This window comes from Rhodococcus sp. IEGM 27 (assembly GCF_033142305.1).
GTDB classification, from domain to species: Bacteria; Actinomycetota; Actinomycetes; order Mycobacteriales; family Mycobacteriaceae; genus Rhodococcus_F; species Rhodococcus_F oxybenzonivorans.
Genome location: NZ_JAWLSG010000012.1, coordinates 57537 through 74724 on the forward strand (window position 1 = coordinate 57537; position 17188 = coordinate 74724).

At 65.9% G+C, this 17188-nt stretch carries 13 protein-coding genes and 1 pseudogene; 10 read left to right on the forward strand and 4 right to left on the reverse strand.

All coding sequences use genetic code 11. The annotated features are described in order from the left end of the window. The first annotated feature begins 95 nt into the window (after window positions 1–95). The 5 genes from R4P95_RS28615 to R4P95_RS28635 all read left to right on the forward strand — a co-directional run bounded on the left by R4P95_RS28615 (window position 96) and on the right by R4P95_RS28635 (window position 8555). The gene (locus R4P95_RS28615; protein ID WP_213575446.1) at window positions 96–671 is read left to right on the forward strand and encodes an NUDIX hydrolase; all 576 of its coding nucleotides are present in this window, start codon (window positions 96–98) and stop codon (window positions 669–671) included. Window positions 672–673: 2 nt separating this feature from the next. After that, window positions 674–3064 carry a DUF6049 family protein gene (locus R4P95_RS28620; protein ID WP_317747303.1) on the forward strand — a complete coding sequence of 797 codons (2391 nt, stop codon included), beginning with the start codon at window positions 674–676 and terminating at the stop codon, window positions 3062–3064. A gap of 113 nt (window positions 3065–3177) precedes the next feature. Beyond that, window positions 3178–7104: a lipid II flippase MurJ gene (locus tag R4P95_RS28625; protein WP_317747304.1), complete on the forward strand. Its 3927-nt coding sequence runs from the start codon at window positions 3178–3180 to the stop codon at window positions 7102–7104. A 47-nt stretch (window positions 7105–7151) separates the two neighbouring features. Then, window positions 7152–7733, forward strand: coding sequence for an RNA polymerase sigma factor SigM (gene sigM, locus R4P95_RS28630; RefSeq protein ID WP_213575445.1), 582 nt, complete (start codon window positions 7152–7154; stop codon window positions 7731–7733). Window positions 7734–7811: 78 nt separating this feature from the next. Continuing rightward, window positions 7812–8555, forward strand: a complete 744-nt coding sequence (locus R4P95_RS28635) for a hypothetical protein (RefSeq protein WP_317747257.1) — start codon at window positions 7812–7814, stop codon at window positions 8553–8555. Between the two features lie 11 nt (window positions 8556–8566). Here the strand turns inward: R4P95_RS28635 and R4P95_RS28640 are convergent, their stop codons facing one another. Further along, entirely contained in the window at window positions 8567–9124 is a 558-nt protein-coding gene (locus R4P95_RS28640; RefSeq protein ID WP_317747259.1) for a helix-turn-helix domain-containing protein, read from the reverse strand. An 88-nt stretch (window positions 9125–9212) separates the two neighbouring features. Here R4P95_RS28640 and R4P95_RS28645 point away from each other — a divergent pair. The 5 genes and pseudogenes from R4P95_RS28645 (at window position 9213) to R4P95_RS28665 (ending at window position 14239) form a co-directional block, all read left to right on the forward strand. Then, window positions 9213–10183: pseudogene (locus R4P95_RS28645) on the forward strand (NAD-dependent epimerase/dehydratase family protein). Between the two features lie 36 nt (window positions 10184–10219). Then, window positions 10220–11407 (forward strand): 4,4'-dithiodibutanoate disulfide reductase, encoded by a 1188-nt coding sequence (gene nox / locus R4P95_RS28650; RefSeq protein WP_213575441.1) that lies wholly within the window; start codon window positions 10220–10222, stop codon window positions 11405–11407. Between the two features lie 108 nt (window positions 11408–11515). Beyond that, complete coding sequence (gene trxB, locus R4P95_RS28655; RefSeq protein ID WP_213575440.1) at window positions 11516–12499, forward strand: thioredoxin-disulfide reductase; 984 nt, start codon at window positions 11516–11518, stop codon at window positions 12497–12499. A gap of 48 nt (window positions 12500–12547) precedes the next feature. Further along, the gene (trxA, locus tag R4P95_RS28660; protein ID WP_109334752.1) at window positions 12548–12871 is read left to right on the forward strand and encodes a thioredoxin; all 324 of its coding nucleotides are present in this window, start codon (window positions 12548–12550) and stop codon (window positions 12869–12871) included. 168 nt (window positions 12872–13039) lie between these two features. Then, entirely contained in the window at window positions 13040–14239 is a 1200-nt protein-coding gene (locus R4P95_RS28665) for an N-acetylmuramoyl-L-alanine amidase (protein ID WP_213575439.1), read from the forward strand. 4 nt (window positions 14240–14243) lie between these two features. Here R4P95_RS28665 and R4P95_RS28670 read toward each other — a convergent pair whose 3' ends face one another. The 3 genes from R4P95_RS28670 to R4P95_RS28680 form a co-directional block, all read right to left on the reverse strand. Further along, window positions 14244–14939: a GNAT family N-acetyltransferase gene (locus tag R4P95_RS28670; protein ID WP_250774045.1), complete on the reverse strand. Its 696-nt coding sequence runs from the start codon at window positions 14937–14939 to the stop codon at window positions 14244–14246. Between the two features lie 155 nt (window positions 14940–15094). Then, window positions 15095–16156: a ParB/RepB/Spo0J family partition protein gene (locus R4P95_RS28675; RefSeq protein WP_213575437.1), complete on the reverse strand. Its 1062-nt coding sequence runs from the start codon at window positions 16154–16156 to the stop codon at window positions 15095–15097. Next, a complete protein-coding gene (locus R4P95_RS28680; RefSeq protein ID WP_159926747.1) occupies window positions 16153–17166 on the reverse strand; it encodes a ParA family protein in 1014 nt (337 codons plus the stop codon). Before R4P95_RS28680 ends, R4P95_RS28675 begins: the two co-directional genes overlap by 4 nt. Window positions 17167–17188 lie beyond the last annotated feature (22 nt).

Genomic DNA, 17188 nt, shown 5'->3' on the forward strand with positions numbered 1-17188 from the left:
ACCTCGAAGTTTCGATCACCACAGGACCGTCACGAAGCGTCTCGGTTGGGTGCGGCAATCAGGGAGACGCCGGGAAGGCAACTACTATCGATGGGGTGTCTGCTGCCGAACGTGCGAACAGGAGTCGCCGCAACTCGCGGCGGCGCGGCGCCGTCGGCAAACCCGCGAAACCCCACATGAGGACGGTTCGGGAAACCTCGGCGGGTGGTCTGGTGGTCAACGGTCTCGACGGACCCGGGGAGAACCTGTGCGCGGCGCTCATCGGGCGGACCGATCGGCGCGGCCGTCTGCTGTGGTCGCTGCCCAAGGGGCACATCGAGCAAGGGGAGACGGCCGAGCAGACCGCCATGCGTGAGGTCGAAGAGGAGACAGGCATCCAGGGCACGGTCCTGGCTTCACTGGGCAGCATCGACTACTGGTTCGTCACCGAGGGCAGGCGTGTCCACAAGACGGTGCATCATTATCTGCTCCGTTTCCTCGGCGGGGAACTGTCCGACGAAGACGTGGAAGTCACCGAGGTAGCGTGGGTGCCGCTCGCCGAGCTGGGGTCACGCCTGGCCTACGCAGACGAACGGAAACTCGCAGAAATCGCCGGTGAATTGATCTCCAAGATGACAACCACTCTTCCCGACCCCGATCTGAAGCTCCAGAAGGGGCACGACGCCGGATGAGAATGGCTTTTCGCCGGATCGGGGCAGCGGCATCGACCGCACTCGTGGTTGCTCTCGCTCCCATCGGCACCGGAGTGGCTGTTGCCCAGGATCCCGTTCCGCCGGTGAGCGCCGGGAGCCAGACCGTCGACGAGGATCCGGAGTTTCTCGAGCTGCACATCGACAAGGTCACCCCCAACACGGTCACCACCACCAGCGATCCCTTCGTCACGGTGTCGGGATCGGTGAAGAACATCGGCGACCGCACGGTCAGCGACGTCAGCGTGCGCCTGCAACGGGCCCCCGCCGTCGCGAGCAGCGATGCCCTTCGAACCTCCCTCACACTCGACCAGTCGCGGTTCGACACGGTCGGCATGTTCGACACGGTCGCCGAGAGCCTCGACGAAGGCCAGAGCAAGCAGTTCACGTTGTCCCTGCCACTGCGGTCGGACACCGATCCCGCACTCGACATCACCGAACCCGGCGTCTACCCCATGCTGGTCAACGTCAACGGCACCCCCGAGTACGGTGGCGCCGCGCGCCTGGACGATGCCCGCTTCCTGCTCCCCGTGTTCGGGGTGCCCGGTACGCCGGCAATTCCACCCGACATTTCCAGCCCCGTCGCGGTCACCATGTTGTGGCCGCTCGCCGACCGGCCGCGACTCGCCGCCGGGGTGCCGGGCTCGGTCACCGACCCGGTTCGTCTCGTCGACGACGAGCTCGCGACCTCCCTTGCTGACGGCGGACGCCTCCACGAATTGCTGGCGTCCGCGGAGTTCGCCACCGGTGACGCTGTGGATCGAGATCATGCACTTCGCGACAGCATGTGTCTGGCCGTCGACCCCGACCTGCTCATCACGGTCGAGAACATGACCCGCGATTATCTGGTGGTGGACGATCCGTCCGACCCCACCGGGCCTGCGCACGCGGGTACCGGCCGGGAGGCCGCGGCGGACTGGCTCGAGCGAGCCCGGTCGCTCGCCGCATCGATGTGCACCACGTCGGTGCCGTTCGCCCAGGCCGATCTGTCCGCGATCAGTGCCGTGGGGAACACCGAGCTCACTGCCGCCGCTCTCGAGGCTCCCGCCGACATCGTCGACAACATCCTCGGGGTCACCTCGCTGCGGAACTTCGTGTGGGGCGACGCCGGAGTCCTCGACGACGACACGGCACAGCTGTTACGCCGCGATCAGCCCACCACCACCCTGCTCGCCGCCAACGCCGTCGACACCGACGCACCGAGGGACAGCGCCCACGTCATCGAGGCCAGTCCGGCGCAGGCGCCGGTGCCCGGGAACGGTGAAACGACCCCCGCGGCCACCGGGACATCCGCGCCCACCGGCAGCCTCGACGCGCTGCTGTTCGATCCTGCGGTCGGCGCTGCACTGGCCGCGACCGGCACCACGCCGCAGACTCCCTCGTACACCCCCGCGCGGGCCCGGTTCGACCTCACCGACGACTCGCAGGCAGCCCGGTTGCAAGACGCCCTGGGTGCCGTGTCCTGGTCTGCACTCGAACCGGCCGTCGCCCGCAGTTCCGGGACACCGCGCTCCCTCATGGTGGTGCCGCCCCAACTGTGGACCGCCGGCGAGGACGACGCCGAGACGATTCTGTCGACGGTGTCGTCGATGATCCGGACCGGTCTCGCCACCCCCCGGCCACTTCCCACTCTGCTGGGTCGCCAACCCGGATCACCGGAGCTGTCGTCACTGGACTACCCGGACCAGGCCAACAAGGACGGGATTCCCGCCCACCACCGCGACGCCGTCGCCGAGCAGATACCCCGCATCGAGACACTGAACACGGCGCTGATCGACGACCCGCAGGCCACGCTGACCCCGGAGCGGTTCACCGCACCGCTCCGCGAAGATCTGCTGCGTTCGATGAGCCTCGCCCATCGCCGTGACGAGGAGCACGACTCGGCGAGCGAGGCATCCGACCTGCGCACCGAGCAGGTGGCCGACACCATGAACGACCTGTTCGGAGCCGTCACCGTCGTGTCCCCCGGCGGTGTCTACACCCTGGCGTCGGAACAGAGCCCCCTTTTGCTCGTCGCACGGAACGACCTGCCCGTGGGCATCACTGTCCAGCTGCAGGTAGCCGCGCCGTCGGGGATGACCATTACCGACATCGGGCCGACGCCACTGCCGCCGCGGGGCAGCCGGACGCTGACCGTGCCCACCGAGGCCAACGACTCCCGCAAGCTCGTCGTCACCTTCTCGCTGACCACGGCCGATGGGCAGCAACTCGGTGAGCCGACCAGCGTGACGGTACGGTCCAACGCGTACGGGCAGGCCTTGGCGATCCTGACAGCGTGTGCGGGCACTCTGCTGCTGTTCCTCGCCGGCCGCCGGCTGTGGCACCGATTCCGCGGCCAGCCGGATCCAGCTGACGAAGGGTACGAACGTTCATGACCGGGAACTTGCCCGACCGGGGCCAGAGGCTTCCCGATCGCTCGCATCCCCGGGTCGCACCGTGGGAGCGGGACCACTGGGCACGGGAGATTCGACCGGACGAGGCACCGACGGTGCAGTTCGCGGCCATCCGGGTCGACCCCCCGCCGCCGCCGGTCCGGGACTCGGGACCGTCGACGGCACCGCAGAAACAGAGCAACTCCCGCCTCCTCGCATCCACCGGCTCGATCGCGGTGGCGACGCTCGTCAGCCGCATCACCGGATTCGCCAAGCAACTGCTGGTCCTGACGTTGCTCGGCGGCTCGGTGGCCAGCTCGTTCACCGTCGCCAGCCAGATCCCGAACATGATTTCCGAGCTGGTGCTCGGCGCGGTGCTGACCGCCATCGTCGTGCCCGTGCTGGTCCGCGCGGAACGTGAGGACCCGGACAACGGTGCCGCCTTCGTGCGCCGCCTGTTCACGGCCACCTGTGTGCTCCTCGGAACGGCAGCGTTGCTCGCCACCGCGGCCGCCCCGGTGCTCACCACCCACGTGTTCCTGTCCGACGACGGCAAGGTCAACACGTCCCTCACCACAGCTCTGTCGTTTCTCCTCCTGCCGGCGATTCTCTTCTACGGGCTCTCTGCCCTGCTCACCGCAATTCTCAACACCAGGCAGGTGTTCAAACCCGGCGCTTGGGCCCCGGTGCTCAACAACGTCGTGATGCTCACCGTGCTGGTGATCTACTACGCGATGCCAGGCGAAATCACCCTCGACCCGGTGCGGATGAGCGACCCGAAACTGCTGGTCCTCGGCGTAGGTGTCACCCTCGGTGTCGTGGTGCAGGCCGCCAGCCTCGTGCCTGCGATCCGGCGCGAAGGCATCTCGTTGAAGCCGCTGTGGGGCCTCGACGACCGACTCAAGCAGTTCGGTGGGATGGCCGTCGCCATCATCCTGTACGTGCTGATCAGCCAGGCGGGCATGATCGTCGCCACCCGCATTTCGTCCCACGCGGACGCGTCGGGTCCCGCGATCTACAACAACGCGTGGCTCCTGCTGCAGCTGCCGTACGGCGTGCTCGGTGTCACCGTGCTCACCGCGATCATGCCGCGGCTCAGCCGCAACGCCGCCGCCGACGACACCCCCGCCGTCGTCGACGACCTCTCGGTGGCGACGCGTCTGACGATGATCTCGCTGGTCCCGATCATCACCTTCCTCACCTTCGCGGGACCCGAGGTCGGGCAGGCCCTGTACGGGTACGGCAACTTCGGTACGGGTGACGCAGGGCGTCTCGGCCAGGCCGTCAGTTGGTCCGCCTTCACACTCATCCCGTACTCCCTCGTCCTCATCCAGCTCCGCGTCTTCTACGCCCGTGAACGCGCCTGGACTCCCACCTGGATCGTCCTCGGCATCACTGCGGTGAAGATCGCACTCTCCGCACTCACCCCCCTCATCGCCTCGAGCGACGACCAGGTGGTGATCCTGCTGGGCGCCGCGAACGGCATCGGGTACATCACCGGTGCACTCATCGGTGGGTATCTCCTGCACCGCAGCCTCGGAAACCTCCAAATGGCCAACGTCGGGAAAACCGTGTGGGTGGTGGTGCTCGCCTCCCTCGCGGGCGCACTCGCCATGCTCGGCGCCGAACGCCTCCTGCAACTGGACCGTCTCACCACATTGTTCGGCGGCCCGGGTTCCATGGCCCGAGTCGCGATCAGCGGGATCTTGATGCTCGGTGTCACCTTCGTCATTCTCTGGTTCGCGAAGGTCCCCGAAATCATGTCGATCACGGTCGCCGTCACACGCAAGATCCGGGCATTGCGCGGTCGCGGCGGTGAACCGGAACCCGAGCCCGACCCGCTCGCCGACGCCCAAACAGAACTGATTCCCGTGGTCCGCGCCACACCGCGCGACTGCGGTGGTCGCCCGCGTGGTATCGAACGACCCGGTGGTCTCCCGTACCCTGGACACGAGCGGGTCGGATCGCCGCCCGGTACGGGTCGGAGTTGGGCATTCGAAAATGAAGGAGTGAGGGTGAGCGACGACGACGTGGCCGGCAGCAAGCGAGCCGGAGGTTCTACGGTGCAAGCGTCCGAACGGAATTCGGCTGCTTCGTCGAATGGCGTCGACGCCCCGACCACCCGAATCGAATCGGAGCCCGCAACTTCCGGCAATCCGAAGACCAAGTCGGACCAGGCGACCACCGCCGACGCCGGCTCCACGACGCCACCGGCGAACGGCACGGCTGGGCCGAACGTCGCCGGCTCTGCTGCGTCGGCCGACACTGCCGTTCCGGATAAGACTGCCGTTCCGGATAAGACTGCCGTTCCGGATAAGACTGCCGTTCCGGATAAGACTGCCGTTCCGGCCGAGACTGCCTCCTTCGATGCAGGCGGTCCCGCGCGCAAGGACCCCCGGCCGACGGGTTCAGCAGCGGGCCAAGACACCAGTTTCGACACCGGCGTGATTCCGATCACTCCCGGACCCGGTCGTGATCGAGGCGCCGGCCTGCGTCCTATTCCCCGCGGCCCCAAGCTGATTCCGGGCGCCTCCGTCGCCGGTGGTCGTTACCGCCTGCTCACACCGCACGGTGGGTCCCGGGGCCTGCAGTTCTGGCAGGCCCTCGACGTCAAGCTCGACCGTGAGGTCGCTCTCACCTTCGTCGACGCCGAACAGCGTTCCACCTCGGCCGGACCCGAAGGACCGCAAGCGATCCTGTCCCGCACGCTGCGCCTGGGTCGCATCAACTCGCCCGGCCTCGCCCGGGTTCTCGACGTGGTGCGTGGCAGCTCGGGCGGCATCGTCGTCGCCGAGTGGACGCCCGGACGTTCGTTGCGGGAGATGGCCGACACCAAGCCCTCTCCGATCGGCGCCGCCAAAGCAATCCGGGCACTCGCCGCAGCAGCGGAGACGGCGCATCGTGCCGGTGGGGCGCTCTCCATCGATCACCCCGACCGCATCCGGATCAGCATCAACGGCGACGCCGTCCTGGCCTTCCCGGCCACCCTCGCCGATTCCGACTCCAGTTCCGACGTACGCGGTCTGGGCGCCATGCTCTACGCGCTCATCACCGCCCGCTGGCCTCTCGGCGATCCCTCCGCACCGGCAGGCGACACCACCCATCGGCCGGGGAGTGTCGGTGGCATGCGGCTGGCCGACCGCGACTCCAACGGCCAACCCATCGGCCCCCGGGTCATTCGCCCGGAAGTCCCCTTCGAAATCTCGGCGGTCGCGCTGCGCTCGCTGGAGCCGAACGGGGGTATCCGCACAGCCGCCACGGTCCAGCACATTCTCGACCAGGCGTCGGTCATCAACGAGAAAACCGAACTGATCCCCGCCCTGCGGCTCGGACAGCGCACGCCCGGCGTATCCGGGCATGAGCTCGCCGACCCCGAAGCCATCGAGGCGGAGAAGAAGAAGTCCAACAGGATGCTCGCCGCCCTCGTCGGACTCGGGGTCGTGACCATCATCGTGTTGGCTCTGCTCGGTTTCTGGCTTGCCACGTTCTTGACCGGAAGCAGTTCGGATGCTCCGCTCACCGAGCAGGACTTCGGCCTCACCACCTCCGCCGAGCCGCCTCCGGGCGCCGCCGCTCCCGCTGCACCGGCACCGCCGGCCAACGTCGCACCGGTCACCCCCGCGTCGGCCACCGTGTTCTCGCCGCAGGGCACACCCGACTCCGCTGCCAATGCCCGGCTCGCCATCGACGGCAACACCGCCACCGTGTGGAGTACCGACTCCTACTTCCAGCCGTTCCCGGCACTGAAGAACGGTGTCGGCCTGATGATCACCTTGGACGAGCCGGCCAACCTGTCCAGCGTGTGGATCAACTCGCCGACGCCCGGCACCAAGGTCGAGATTCGGAGCGCCCCCTCGGAGGAGCCCACCCTTGACCAGACCCAGGTCATCGGCTCGCAGGTGCTCGGTAGCGGTGTCACCGAAATCCCCGTGACATCGGAGGCGCCCACCACCAACGTCCTGGTCTGGATCACCGGCCTCAGCACTTCCGGGGGCAAGAACCAATCCTCCATCGCAGACGTGGGATTCAACGCCACGACGTAATCGGCTCCCGCTGCTCGTGGCCCGGCGTTCTGAGCTAACATCCGCCGGTGCGCATCTTCCGGGGGGTCGCCGAGGGCGGACCCTCGGATGTCGAGTTGCTCGCTGCGCATGTCGCCGGTGATCCACACGCCTTTGCGACGTTGCTCGGTCGCCATTACGACCACCTGTGGCACGTCGCGACGCGCACCAGCTACACGCGCGAGGATGCCGCGGACGCACTACAGGAGGCATTGCTGTCGGCACACCGCAATGCGGGCTCCTTCCGACGCGATGCCGCGGTCCGGAGCTGGTTGCACACGATCGTCGTCAATGCCTGCCTCGACCGCATCCGCCGGAACAAGGCCCGCCCTGCGGTGTCACTGTCGGCCGACGAGGACGACGAGCCCCGGGACGTCCGCGATCGGGTCGCCGAGCTCGAGATGAGCCTGGTAGTCGATCGTGCATTGGCGCAGCTGCCGCCGGACCAGCGGACCGCGATCGTGGCGGTAGACCTCGAGGGTCACTCGACCAGTGAAGCCGCCAGGCTGCTCGGTGTTCCGGAGGGCACGGTGAAGAGTCGATGCGCGCGTGGCCGCAAGAAGCTGGCCGCTTCTCTCGAATATTTCCGGGACGAGGGGAACCGATCATGATCCTGTGGCGTCAAACTCTTATAGGAGCGCAGGACTGTCCGGCCGGTCGGGACCGAGCGGAATCGGTGAGGAGGTGTCATGGCCACTGATGATGTCGGCTCTTCGGGTGAGTTGCCGGCTCCGCCGTACTCCGCCGATCTGCTGTCCGATCTTCACGCCGGAGTGCTGCCCGAGTCCGTGAGTGAGCGCCTCTGGCCCCTGGTGCGGAACGATCCACAAGCTATGGAGGTCATTTCCGCGCTCGACAGGGTCACCGAGCAGCTAGGGGCACTGGGCCGCGACCATTCCGTCGCGTCACCGATTCCCGACGACGTGGCCGACCGCATCACTCGGGCACTCGCGGAGGAAGGGGAGTCCTCGGTCTCTCGAGTGGTGCCCCTCGCGCGGCGCAGAAGGTGGGCGGCTGTGGCGGGCGGCGCACTGGCCGCGGCCGCTGCGGTCGTGGTGGCGGTCGCTGTCGTCACGCCGACGAGCAATCCCACCGATCCGCCGATTGCTTCTCCGAGCACCTCCGAAACTTCGTCTGGTCCAGCGGTTCTCGAGCTGGACGCCGACCTCGACGCCGCGCGTCTCCTCACCGTGATCGGATCCCGCCGACTGGGCGCGCTCGAGAACCCGGAAGTCCTCGCAGAGTGCTTGCGCGCGAACGGAATCGAGCCGTCTCGTACGCTCCTGGGGTCGGGGGAAGTGCGGCTCGACGGCGCCCCCGGAGTACTCCTCCTTCTTGCCGGGCCTCAGCCACCGCAGATCACCGCTCTGGTTGTGGGAAACAGTTGCAGTGCCACGAATCCGGCCACCATGTCGGTCACCGATATCGGTTGAGCGACAACGCATCAGGTCGTGCCGTGCGCAGACGGAACGAGTAGCTCGAGAATTTTGGCACGCAACTCGGGCGTGTCGTCCTCCACGGCGATCAGACTCGCGAACATCGCGGCACCAGCAGCGAGGACGAGAAGGGCCTTTGCGGTGCTCGCCTCAGCCTGATCACCGTCGAACAGGCGGGTGCTGGGCCCGCTGAACCCCTGCCACAAGGCATTACGCAGTTCGGCGTGATCCCGGATCGCGGCGAGGAGGCCGGGAGTTGCCGCGCGAACCTCAGGCCGTGCGAACAGCTCGGCACTGCCGGTCACAACCCACCGAATCCAGCCTTCCCGATCGGTGCCCTCGAACGGCGTCAGGTCGGGGGTGGCACCGAGAATGGCGTCGAGCACGAGATGCGCCTTGGACGGCCACCGCCTGGTAATCGACGCCCTGCTCACCCCGGAACGGGTGGCGATCGCCCGCATGCTCAGTTGCTCCCACCCGGACTCGACGAGCATCGCGCGGGCCACGGCCAGCACGTCGGTGTCGATGCGCGGGTCACGGGGTCGTCCTGTTCCGGTGGCATTCATCAGCTCGAATTGTGGGACAAAAGCGCCGTCCTCGCTATATCGTACCTAATACGAGACCACTGGCATCGTAATTCGACAGGACGGGCACATGAAGATTGCGGTCACGGGCGGCACCGGTTACGTGGGCGCTCACACGACCCTGGCGCTGCTCGCCGACGGCCACACCGTCCGCCTGCTCGTCCTTCCACACGAGTCGATCGACGCTGTGGTGACGTCGGCGGGGGACGCCTCGGCTCGGATCGAAGTCGTAGTCGGGGACCTCCGCGACCGAACGTCCATCGGGCAGCTGCTCGACGGGTGTGACGCACTTCTGCACGGTGCAGGGGTCGTCGGCACGGACGACCGGCGTGAGCAACTGATGTGGGAGGTCAACGCTCAGGCCACCGCCGCCATTCTCGTCCGAGCCGCCTTCCTCGGTCTCGATCCGATCGTGCATGTCGCGAGTTTCAGCGCGCTGTTTCCGTCCCCTGATCCCGTGATCGGGCCCGACAGTCCCACCGCGGCGGGACGCAGCGCGTACGGGCGGACGAAGGCGGCCGCCGATCGCGTCGCCCGTGCTCTGCAGGACGCCGGAGCACCGGTCGTCATCACCTATCCCACCAGTGTGGTCGGTCCCGGCCTCGAAGGCACCAAAGGTGTTACCGAACAGGGTTGGGCCGTCCTACTGGGCAGCGGGGTAGCTCCGCGGTTCAGCGGCGGCATGCAGATGATCGACGTGCGCGATGTTGCCGCTGTCCATGCCGCCGTAATGCAGCCCGGCCGCGGACCTCGGCGTTACGTCTGCGGCGGCGAGCTGATCGAGTTCAATCACCTCATCGACATCCTCGAACATTCATCGGGACGACGACTGCGCCGGATCCCGCTGCCCGGGGGAGTTGTGCGGTTCCTGGGACGGCTCGCCGATGCCGTCGGCAAATACACCGCGGTCAGCAGAGGCTTCAGTTACGAGGCCGCCTGGCTGCTCACTCGGCCACTCCCACCGACGACTGCCGCACGCGCGACGAACTGGGTCTGAATTGGCGTCCGCCCCGAGACGCCCTCGCCTCGACGTTCGCCTGATCGCAGCCCTCACCTCCTCGCCCGAAGGCAGACACAATGACCACTCCGACCGACCGGCGCACGATCTGGGAACCCGCCCGTCTCGGCCCCCTGACCCTGCGCAACCGCATCATGAAAGCCGCCACCTTCGAAGGAGTCATGCCTCGCGGGCAGGTCACCGACAAGCTCGTCGAATTCCACGCCGAAGTGGCCCGTGGCGGCGCCGCGCTCACCACCGTTGCCTACTGCGCCGTCTCACCCGGCGGACGGGTTCACGCCAACACCCTGGTCCTCGACAAGGCCACTGTTCCCGGACTTCGGCGGCTCACCGATGCCGTCCATGCCGAAGGAGCGCTGGTGTCGGCGCAGATCGGGCACGCCGGGCTGGTCGCGAACACGCTCTCGAACCGCACGAAGACGCTGGCCCCGTCCACGCGCCTGAGTCCGCCCGCCATGGGACTGGTGCGTGGTGCCACCCATACCGAATTGGATCAGGTCGTCGCGGACTTCGAGAACGCTGCACGGGCGGCCGTCGACGCCGGCTTCGACGCCATCGAGGTTCATCTCGGCCACAATTACCTGCTCAGTTCCTTCATGAGCCCCAACCTGAACAAGCGAACCGACGAATACGGGGGCAGCCCCGAAAGGCGGGCAGCCTTCCCACGCCGCGTGGTCGAGCGGATACGCCGCGCCGTCGGCGACACGATCGCCGTCACCGCGAAGTTCAACATGACGGACGGTGTTCCCAAGGGATTGTGGCTCGACGAGAGCCTCCGCATCGCTCGACTCCTCGAACGGGACGGGCATCTCGACGCGCTGCAACTCACCGGCGGCAGTTCCCTCCTCAACGGAATGTACTTCTTCCGCGGAGAGGTGCCGATGGCCGAATTCGTTGCATCACAACCGAAATTGGTCGGGTACGGTCTGAAGCTCTACGGACCCCGCATCTTCCCGACCTACCCGTTCGAAGAAGCGTTCTTCCTGCCGATGGCTCGCCAGTTCCGCGAAGCGCTGTCCATGCCTTTGATTCTTCTCGGGGGAATCAACAGACTCGACTCCATCGACACCGCACTGGGTGAAGGGTTCGAGTTCGTAGCGATGGCCCGCGCACTGCTCCGCGACCCGGACCTCGTCAACAAGTTCCGCGATCAGCACGTAGCGGAAGGCCTGTGCATTCACTGCAACAAATGCATGCCCACCATCTACACCGGCACCCGCTGTGTCATCCGGGAGACTCTTCGCTGATCAGAGGCCCGTGGGGGAGCGATAGGTATCACCTACAGTCCGGGAACAACACCCTTTAGTCTGGTGTTGATCAATTCGACTGTGCACGCTCCCTATCGGAAGGCCCGCATGACCACTCCATCGACGGTTCATGAACTCATCATCGTTGGTTCGGGACCTGCCGGATATACCGCAGCCGTCTACGCGGCGCGGGCGGAACTCGAACCGCTGCTCTTCGAGGGCACCCAGTTCGGCGGTGCTCTGATGACGACGACCGAGGTCGAGAACTTCCCCGGATTCCGGCAAGGAATCATGGGCCCCGACCTGATGGACGAGATGCGCGAGCAGGCCAAGCGCTTCGGCGCCGACATCCGTACCGAGGACGTCGAGGAACTCGATCTGACCGGGCCGATCAAGAAGGTCGTCGTCGGTGGCGAGACCTACCAGGCACACGCGGTCGTACTCGCAATGGGCGCGGCTGCCCGATACCTCGGCATCCCCGGCGAGGAGAAGCTCCTGGGCCGCGGCGTCAGCGCCTGCGCCACCTGTGATGGCTTCTTCTTCAAGGACCAAGACATCGTGGTCGTCGGTGGTGGCGACTCCGCAATGGAAGAAGCGACCTTCCTCACCAGGTTCGCCCGCAGTGTCACGGTGGTCCACCGCCGTGAGGAGTTCCGGGCCTCCCGCATCATGCTCGAGCGCGCCAAGTCGAACGAGAAGATCCGGTTCGTCACCAACGCAGAACCGATCGAGGTGCTCGGCGAGAACAGCGTCACCGGTCTGGTCGTGCGCGACACCGTCACCGGTGAGCAGTCCACGCTTCCCGTCACCGGAATGTTCGTGGCCATCGGCCACGACCCGCGCAGCGAACTCGTCAAGGGTCAGGTCGACGTCGACGAGGCCGGTTACGTACGGGTGCAGACGCCGACCACCGCCACCTCGCTGGACGGCGTCTTCGCTGCCGGTGACCTGGTGGACCACACCTACCGTCAGGCGATCACCGCAGCCGGCACCGGATGTTCCGCGGCCATCGACGCCGAGCGTTGGCTCGCCGAGCGCGGCGACATCACCGCGAACACCATCGCGGCCGCCGGTGCACCGGTCGACGCCTGAGTTGTACACGATCGTCCAAGTTTTATCCGTCGAGTAAGGGGATTTCCCGTGTCGAACACCGTCACCATCACCGATGATTCGTTCCAACAGGATGTGCTGGGCAGCGACAAGCCTGTGCTCGTCGATTTCTGGGCTACCTGGTGCGGCCCATGCAAGATGATCGCTCCGGTGCTGGAGGAAATCGCCGGCGAGCACAGCGACAAGCTGACGATCGCCAAGCTCGACATCGACGCGAACCCGGGTGCCGCCCGCGACTTCCAGGTGATGTCGATCCCCACGCTGATCCTGTTCAAGGACGGCAAGCCGATCAACACCATCGTCGGCACGAAGGGCAAGGCTGCGCTGCTGAAAGAGCTGGCCGACGTTCTCTGATCGACACCTGAACAGCCTGCCCGATTCCCGATTTTGTGGGAATCTCTGAGACAATCGATCGATGTGCTCCTGTCGCATCCGCGAACGGGACACATCGATCGACTCGTTTGTAGAGAGCTGTGCTGTAGTGATACACACGGCCGTGGAATCAGACTGAGAGGCCCGAACATGCACCGACTCCGTCACGGCGACCATGGTCCGGCCGTCGCTGAGATTCGGGGCACTCTCGCCGGTCTCGGGTTCCTCCACGACGGTATCGCCGACACTCGCCGCGACACCAACAATGGTTCGCACTGGATTGCGCCCGACGCCGTCTTCGACCACCACCTCGACAGCGCCGTACGGGCCTTCCAGCAGCAACGTGGGCTCCTCGTAGACGGAGTCGTGGGTCCGGCCACCTATCGGTCCATGAAAGAGGCGTCCTACCGCCTGGGCGCACGCACACTGATCTACCAACTGTCTGCACCCCTGTACGGGGACGATGTCGCCACCTTGCAGACACGGCTGCAGGACCTCGGGTTCTACGTCGGCCGGGTCGACGGATTCTTCGGACCGCAGACACACGAATCGCTGTCGTCGTTCCAGCGGGAGATCGGGATCGCCGCCGACGGAATCTGCGGCCCTGCCACCCTCCGTTCCCTCGAGTTGCTCGGTACCCGGGTCACCGGTGGTTCGCCCCACGCGATGAGCGAAGAAGAAATGGTCCGCAGCTCCGGTCCACAGCTCAGCGGCAAGCGCATCGTGATCGACCCCGGTCTCGGTGGGGACACCTACGGCACGATCGTCCATTCTCCGTATGGCACCATCTCGGAGTCGGACATCCTCTGGGATCTCGCCAGCCGGCTCGAAGGCCGGATGGCGGCGACAGGGATGGAAACCTTCCTGTCCCGACCGCATCACGCGAACCCTTCGGACATCCAACGCGCGTCCACGTCGAATGCCTTCGACGCCGACCTCATGATCTCCCTGCGATGCGACAGCAACTCCAGCCCCGCTGCCAACGGCGTTGCAAGCTTCCACTTCGGCAACTCGCACGGTTCGACGTCGATGATCGGCCAGGTTCTCACGGGCTTCATCCAGCGGGAGATCGTGGCGCGCACCCCATTGCAGGACTGCCGGACGCACGGACGCACCTGGGATCTGCTCCGCCTGACCAAGATGCCGACCGTGCAGATCGATCTCGGCTATCTCACCAACCGGTCCGACGCTGCTGTCCTGTCCAATCCGCGGGCACGTGACGCGATCGCGGAGGCCATCCTCATTTCGGTGAAGCGTCTGTACCTGCTCGGGCAGGACGATCAGCCCACCGGTACGTTCACCTTCGCCGAGCTGCTCGCCGAGGAACTGTCCTCTTCTGAACGGTCCTGACCCGTCAGCGCACTCCGACCGGGGTGCGCTCACCGATGTCGACCATGCTCACCGATGCCGTATGCAACAGGCGTTCCAGAGCAGCCTCCACGTCTTCCTTCCACCCGTGGTCACGATTCAACTCGAGCCTCAGCCGAGGGAACCGGTGGTGTGGAGCGACGATCTCGAACCCATTGTCTTCGAGAAACTCCGCGGGAATCATGCATTCCTCGGGGGAGCATTCCATGGCCGCGGTCGCCGATGCGATGCCGGAGTGGTCGGTATCGCTCGACCCACCGTCTCGAATACCGAAGGCTTCCAGGGCGCGGACACCGCGCCTCACCAGATCAGCGACCACCGCCTGAATGAGGGTGGCACCCAGATTTTGTTCTTCCCCGGCGGGCTCGAGTCGCAAGCTGGTGAGAAGGACGGCATCGGCACCCACCGGAGCAGTCGGCAGAAGCTGCGCCCGAGGCACGGTGCGTGGGGGAGCGTATAGCGCGCTGCCGACCGGTTTTCCATCCATGACGGCGACCTGACCGCAGGAACCCCACTCGAGCATGACCATCGACAGCCAGGCTTCCTTCTCGAATTCCTGGTCGCAGAATCCACGCGAACTATGGATGGCCGCGGGATCCATCTCCCAGAAGACGCAACGACGAGCGTGGGCGGAGAGCTTGTCCAGGCCGTCGAGGGTGAGCGACGTGACGTGAGTCGACACTGGCTAGATCAGCCTCCAAATGTCACTACTACAAGTCATGTGTTGTCCTCTGATCTTCACTGCTCGTTGTCCCCGCTGATCTGCCCTCGAGATGCTGTCACCGGTGCTGTCACAGTGACGGATTACCCGCGGGTGCTTCTACCTCGCCCGGACGGTCATGAATCGGCTCGTTGCGCCTCCATCATTCCGACAATTCGCTGCAGATCGTCAACCGAACCGAACTCGACGACGATCTTGCCTTTGCGCTTACCGAGGCTGACGGTCACCCTGGTATCGAAGGAGTCCGACAGCCGCTCGGCCACGTCCTGAAGCCCGGGCATCTGGATCGGCTTCCGGCGTTGCGGAGGCGTGATCTGATCGTCGTTGCGGTTCGCCAGGGTGACCGCCTCTTCCGTGGCGCGGACGGACATGCCCTCCGCCACGATTCGAGCAGCCATCACCTCTTGTGCGTCGGCACCGGCCTCGAGGGACAGCAGTGCACGGGCGTGTCCTGCGGACAGCACTCCCGCGGCCACGCGGCGCTGGACGGGAATCGGAAGCTTGAGGAGGCGGATCATGTTGGTCACCACGGGGCGGGACCGACCGATCTTCGCGGCCAGTTCCTCGTGAGTCACCTCGAACTCTTCGAGCAGCTGCTGATAGGCGGCCGCCTCTTCGAGCGGGTTGAGCTGCACCCGATGAATGTTCTCGAGGAGGGCGTCGCGGAGCATCGCGTCGTCACCCGTCTCACGGACGATGGCCGGGATCGTGTCGAGTCCGGCTTCCTGGCCGGCCCGCCAGCGGCGCTCACCCATGACCAGTTGAAACTTGCCGTCTTCGACTGGGCGCACCACGATCGGCTGCATCAAACCGAACTCGCGGATGGAGTGCACCAGTTCCGCCAGCGCCTCGTCATCGAAGACCTGTCGCGGCTGCTTCGGGTTGCGCACGATCAGGTTCGGGGCGATTTCCCGGTACACCGCCCCGGTGGGGGAGGGGAGGGGTTCAGCCCCATTCGTAACCTCTCCATCGCCGTTGTTTCCCGTGGATGCAGGGGCTCGGTCGCTGTCGGAAGGTGATGTCGACGAGTTCGGGGTGGGCTGGGCGGGGATGTGACGCTTGTCCGTGCCGATCACTACATCGGCGGCAGCAGTGCCCAGTCCGGGTGCCGTCGTGGGACCGGTCGGAATCAGCGCCGCCAATCCACGGCCGAGTCCACCCTTACGCGTCTGACTCATCTCTGCTCCTGCTTCGTGATCTGTGCTGTGCGCGCTGCGAGTTCACGTCCCGCGTCGAGGTAGCTCATCGCGCCACGTGAACCGGGGTCGTAGTCCAACACGGTCATCCCGTATCCGGGCGCTTCGGAGACTTTCACACTTCGAGGGATGACCGCGCGGAGGACGGCGTCTCCGAAGTGGGACCGGACTTCCGCTGCCACCTGGTCGGCGAGCTTCGTTCGTCCGTCATACATCGTCAGTAGCACGGTCGAGACATGCAGGTCCGGGTTGAGGTGGGCTTGCACCAACTCGATGTTCCGCAGCAATTGACCGACGCCTTCGAGCGCGTAGTACTCGCATTGGATCGGAATCAGAACTTCCTTGGCCGCGACCATCGCGTTCACCGTCAGCAAGCCGAGCGATGGAGGGCAGTCGATGAGGATGAAGTCGGCGTCGATATCTCGGAGCGCTTTTTCCGACAGCGCCCCCTTCAGCCGTCCCTCGCGGGCCACCATCGACACCAGCTCGATCTCGGCGCCGGCGAGGTCGATGGTCGCCGGGATGCAGAAGAGCCGCTCGTTGTGGGGGCTCGTTTGGATCGCCTCGGCGGCGGTCACCTCACCCAGGAGCAGTTCGTAGCTCGACGGGATACCCGAATGGTGGGCCACTCCGAGGGCGGTGCTGGCGTTGCCCTGGGGGTCGAGGTCGATCACGAGGACCGTCAGGCCCTGCACTGCGAGAGCGGAGGCGAGGTTGACCGCACTGGTGGTCTTGCCGACCCCGCCCTTCTGATTGGCGATTGTGAGAATCCGGCGCTCCGGCGGTTTGGGTAGCGTCACGGAGTGGGGGTGGAGTACCTGACTGGCTCTATGCGCGGCCGCGCCAATGGGAGTCTCCTCGGCGGAGATGCCGTTATACGGAGCCGTGAATCCGTCGTCTCCGTTTCCCGAGCTCGTCGCGTGGTCGGATCGATGTTCGGTTTCACGTGAAACTGTTTCACGTGAAACGGCGGATTCAGGCCCACCCGACATTGATTACTCCTTCGATTGGGAA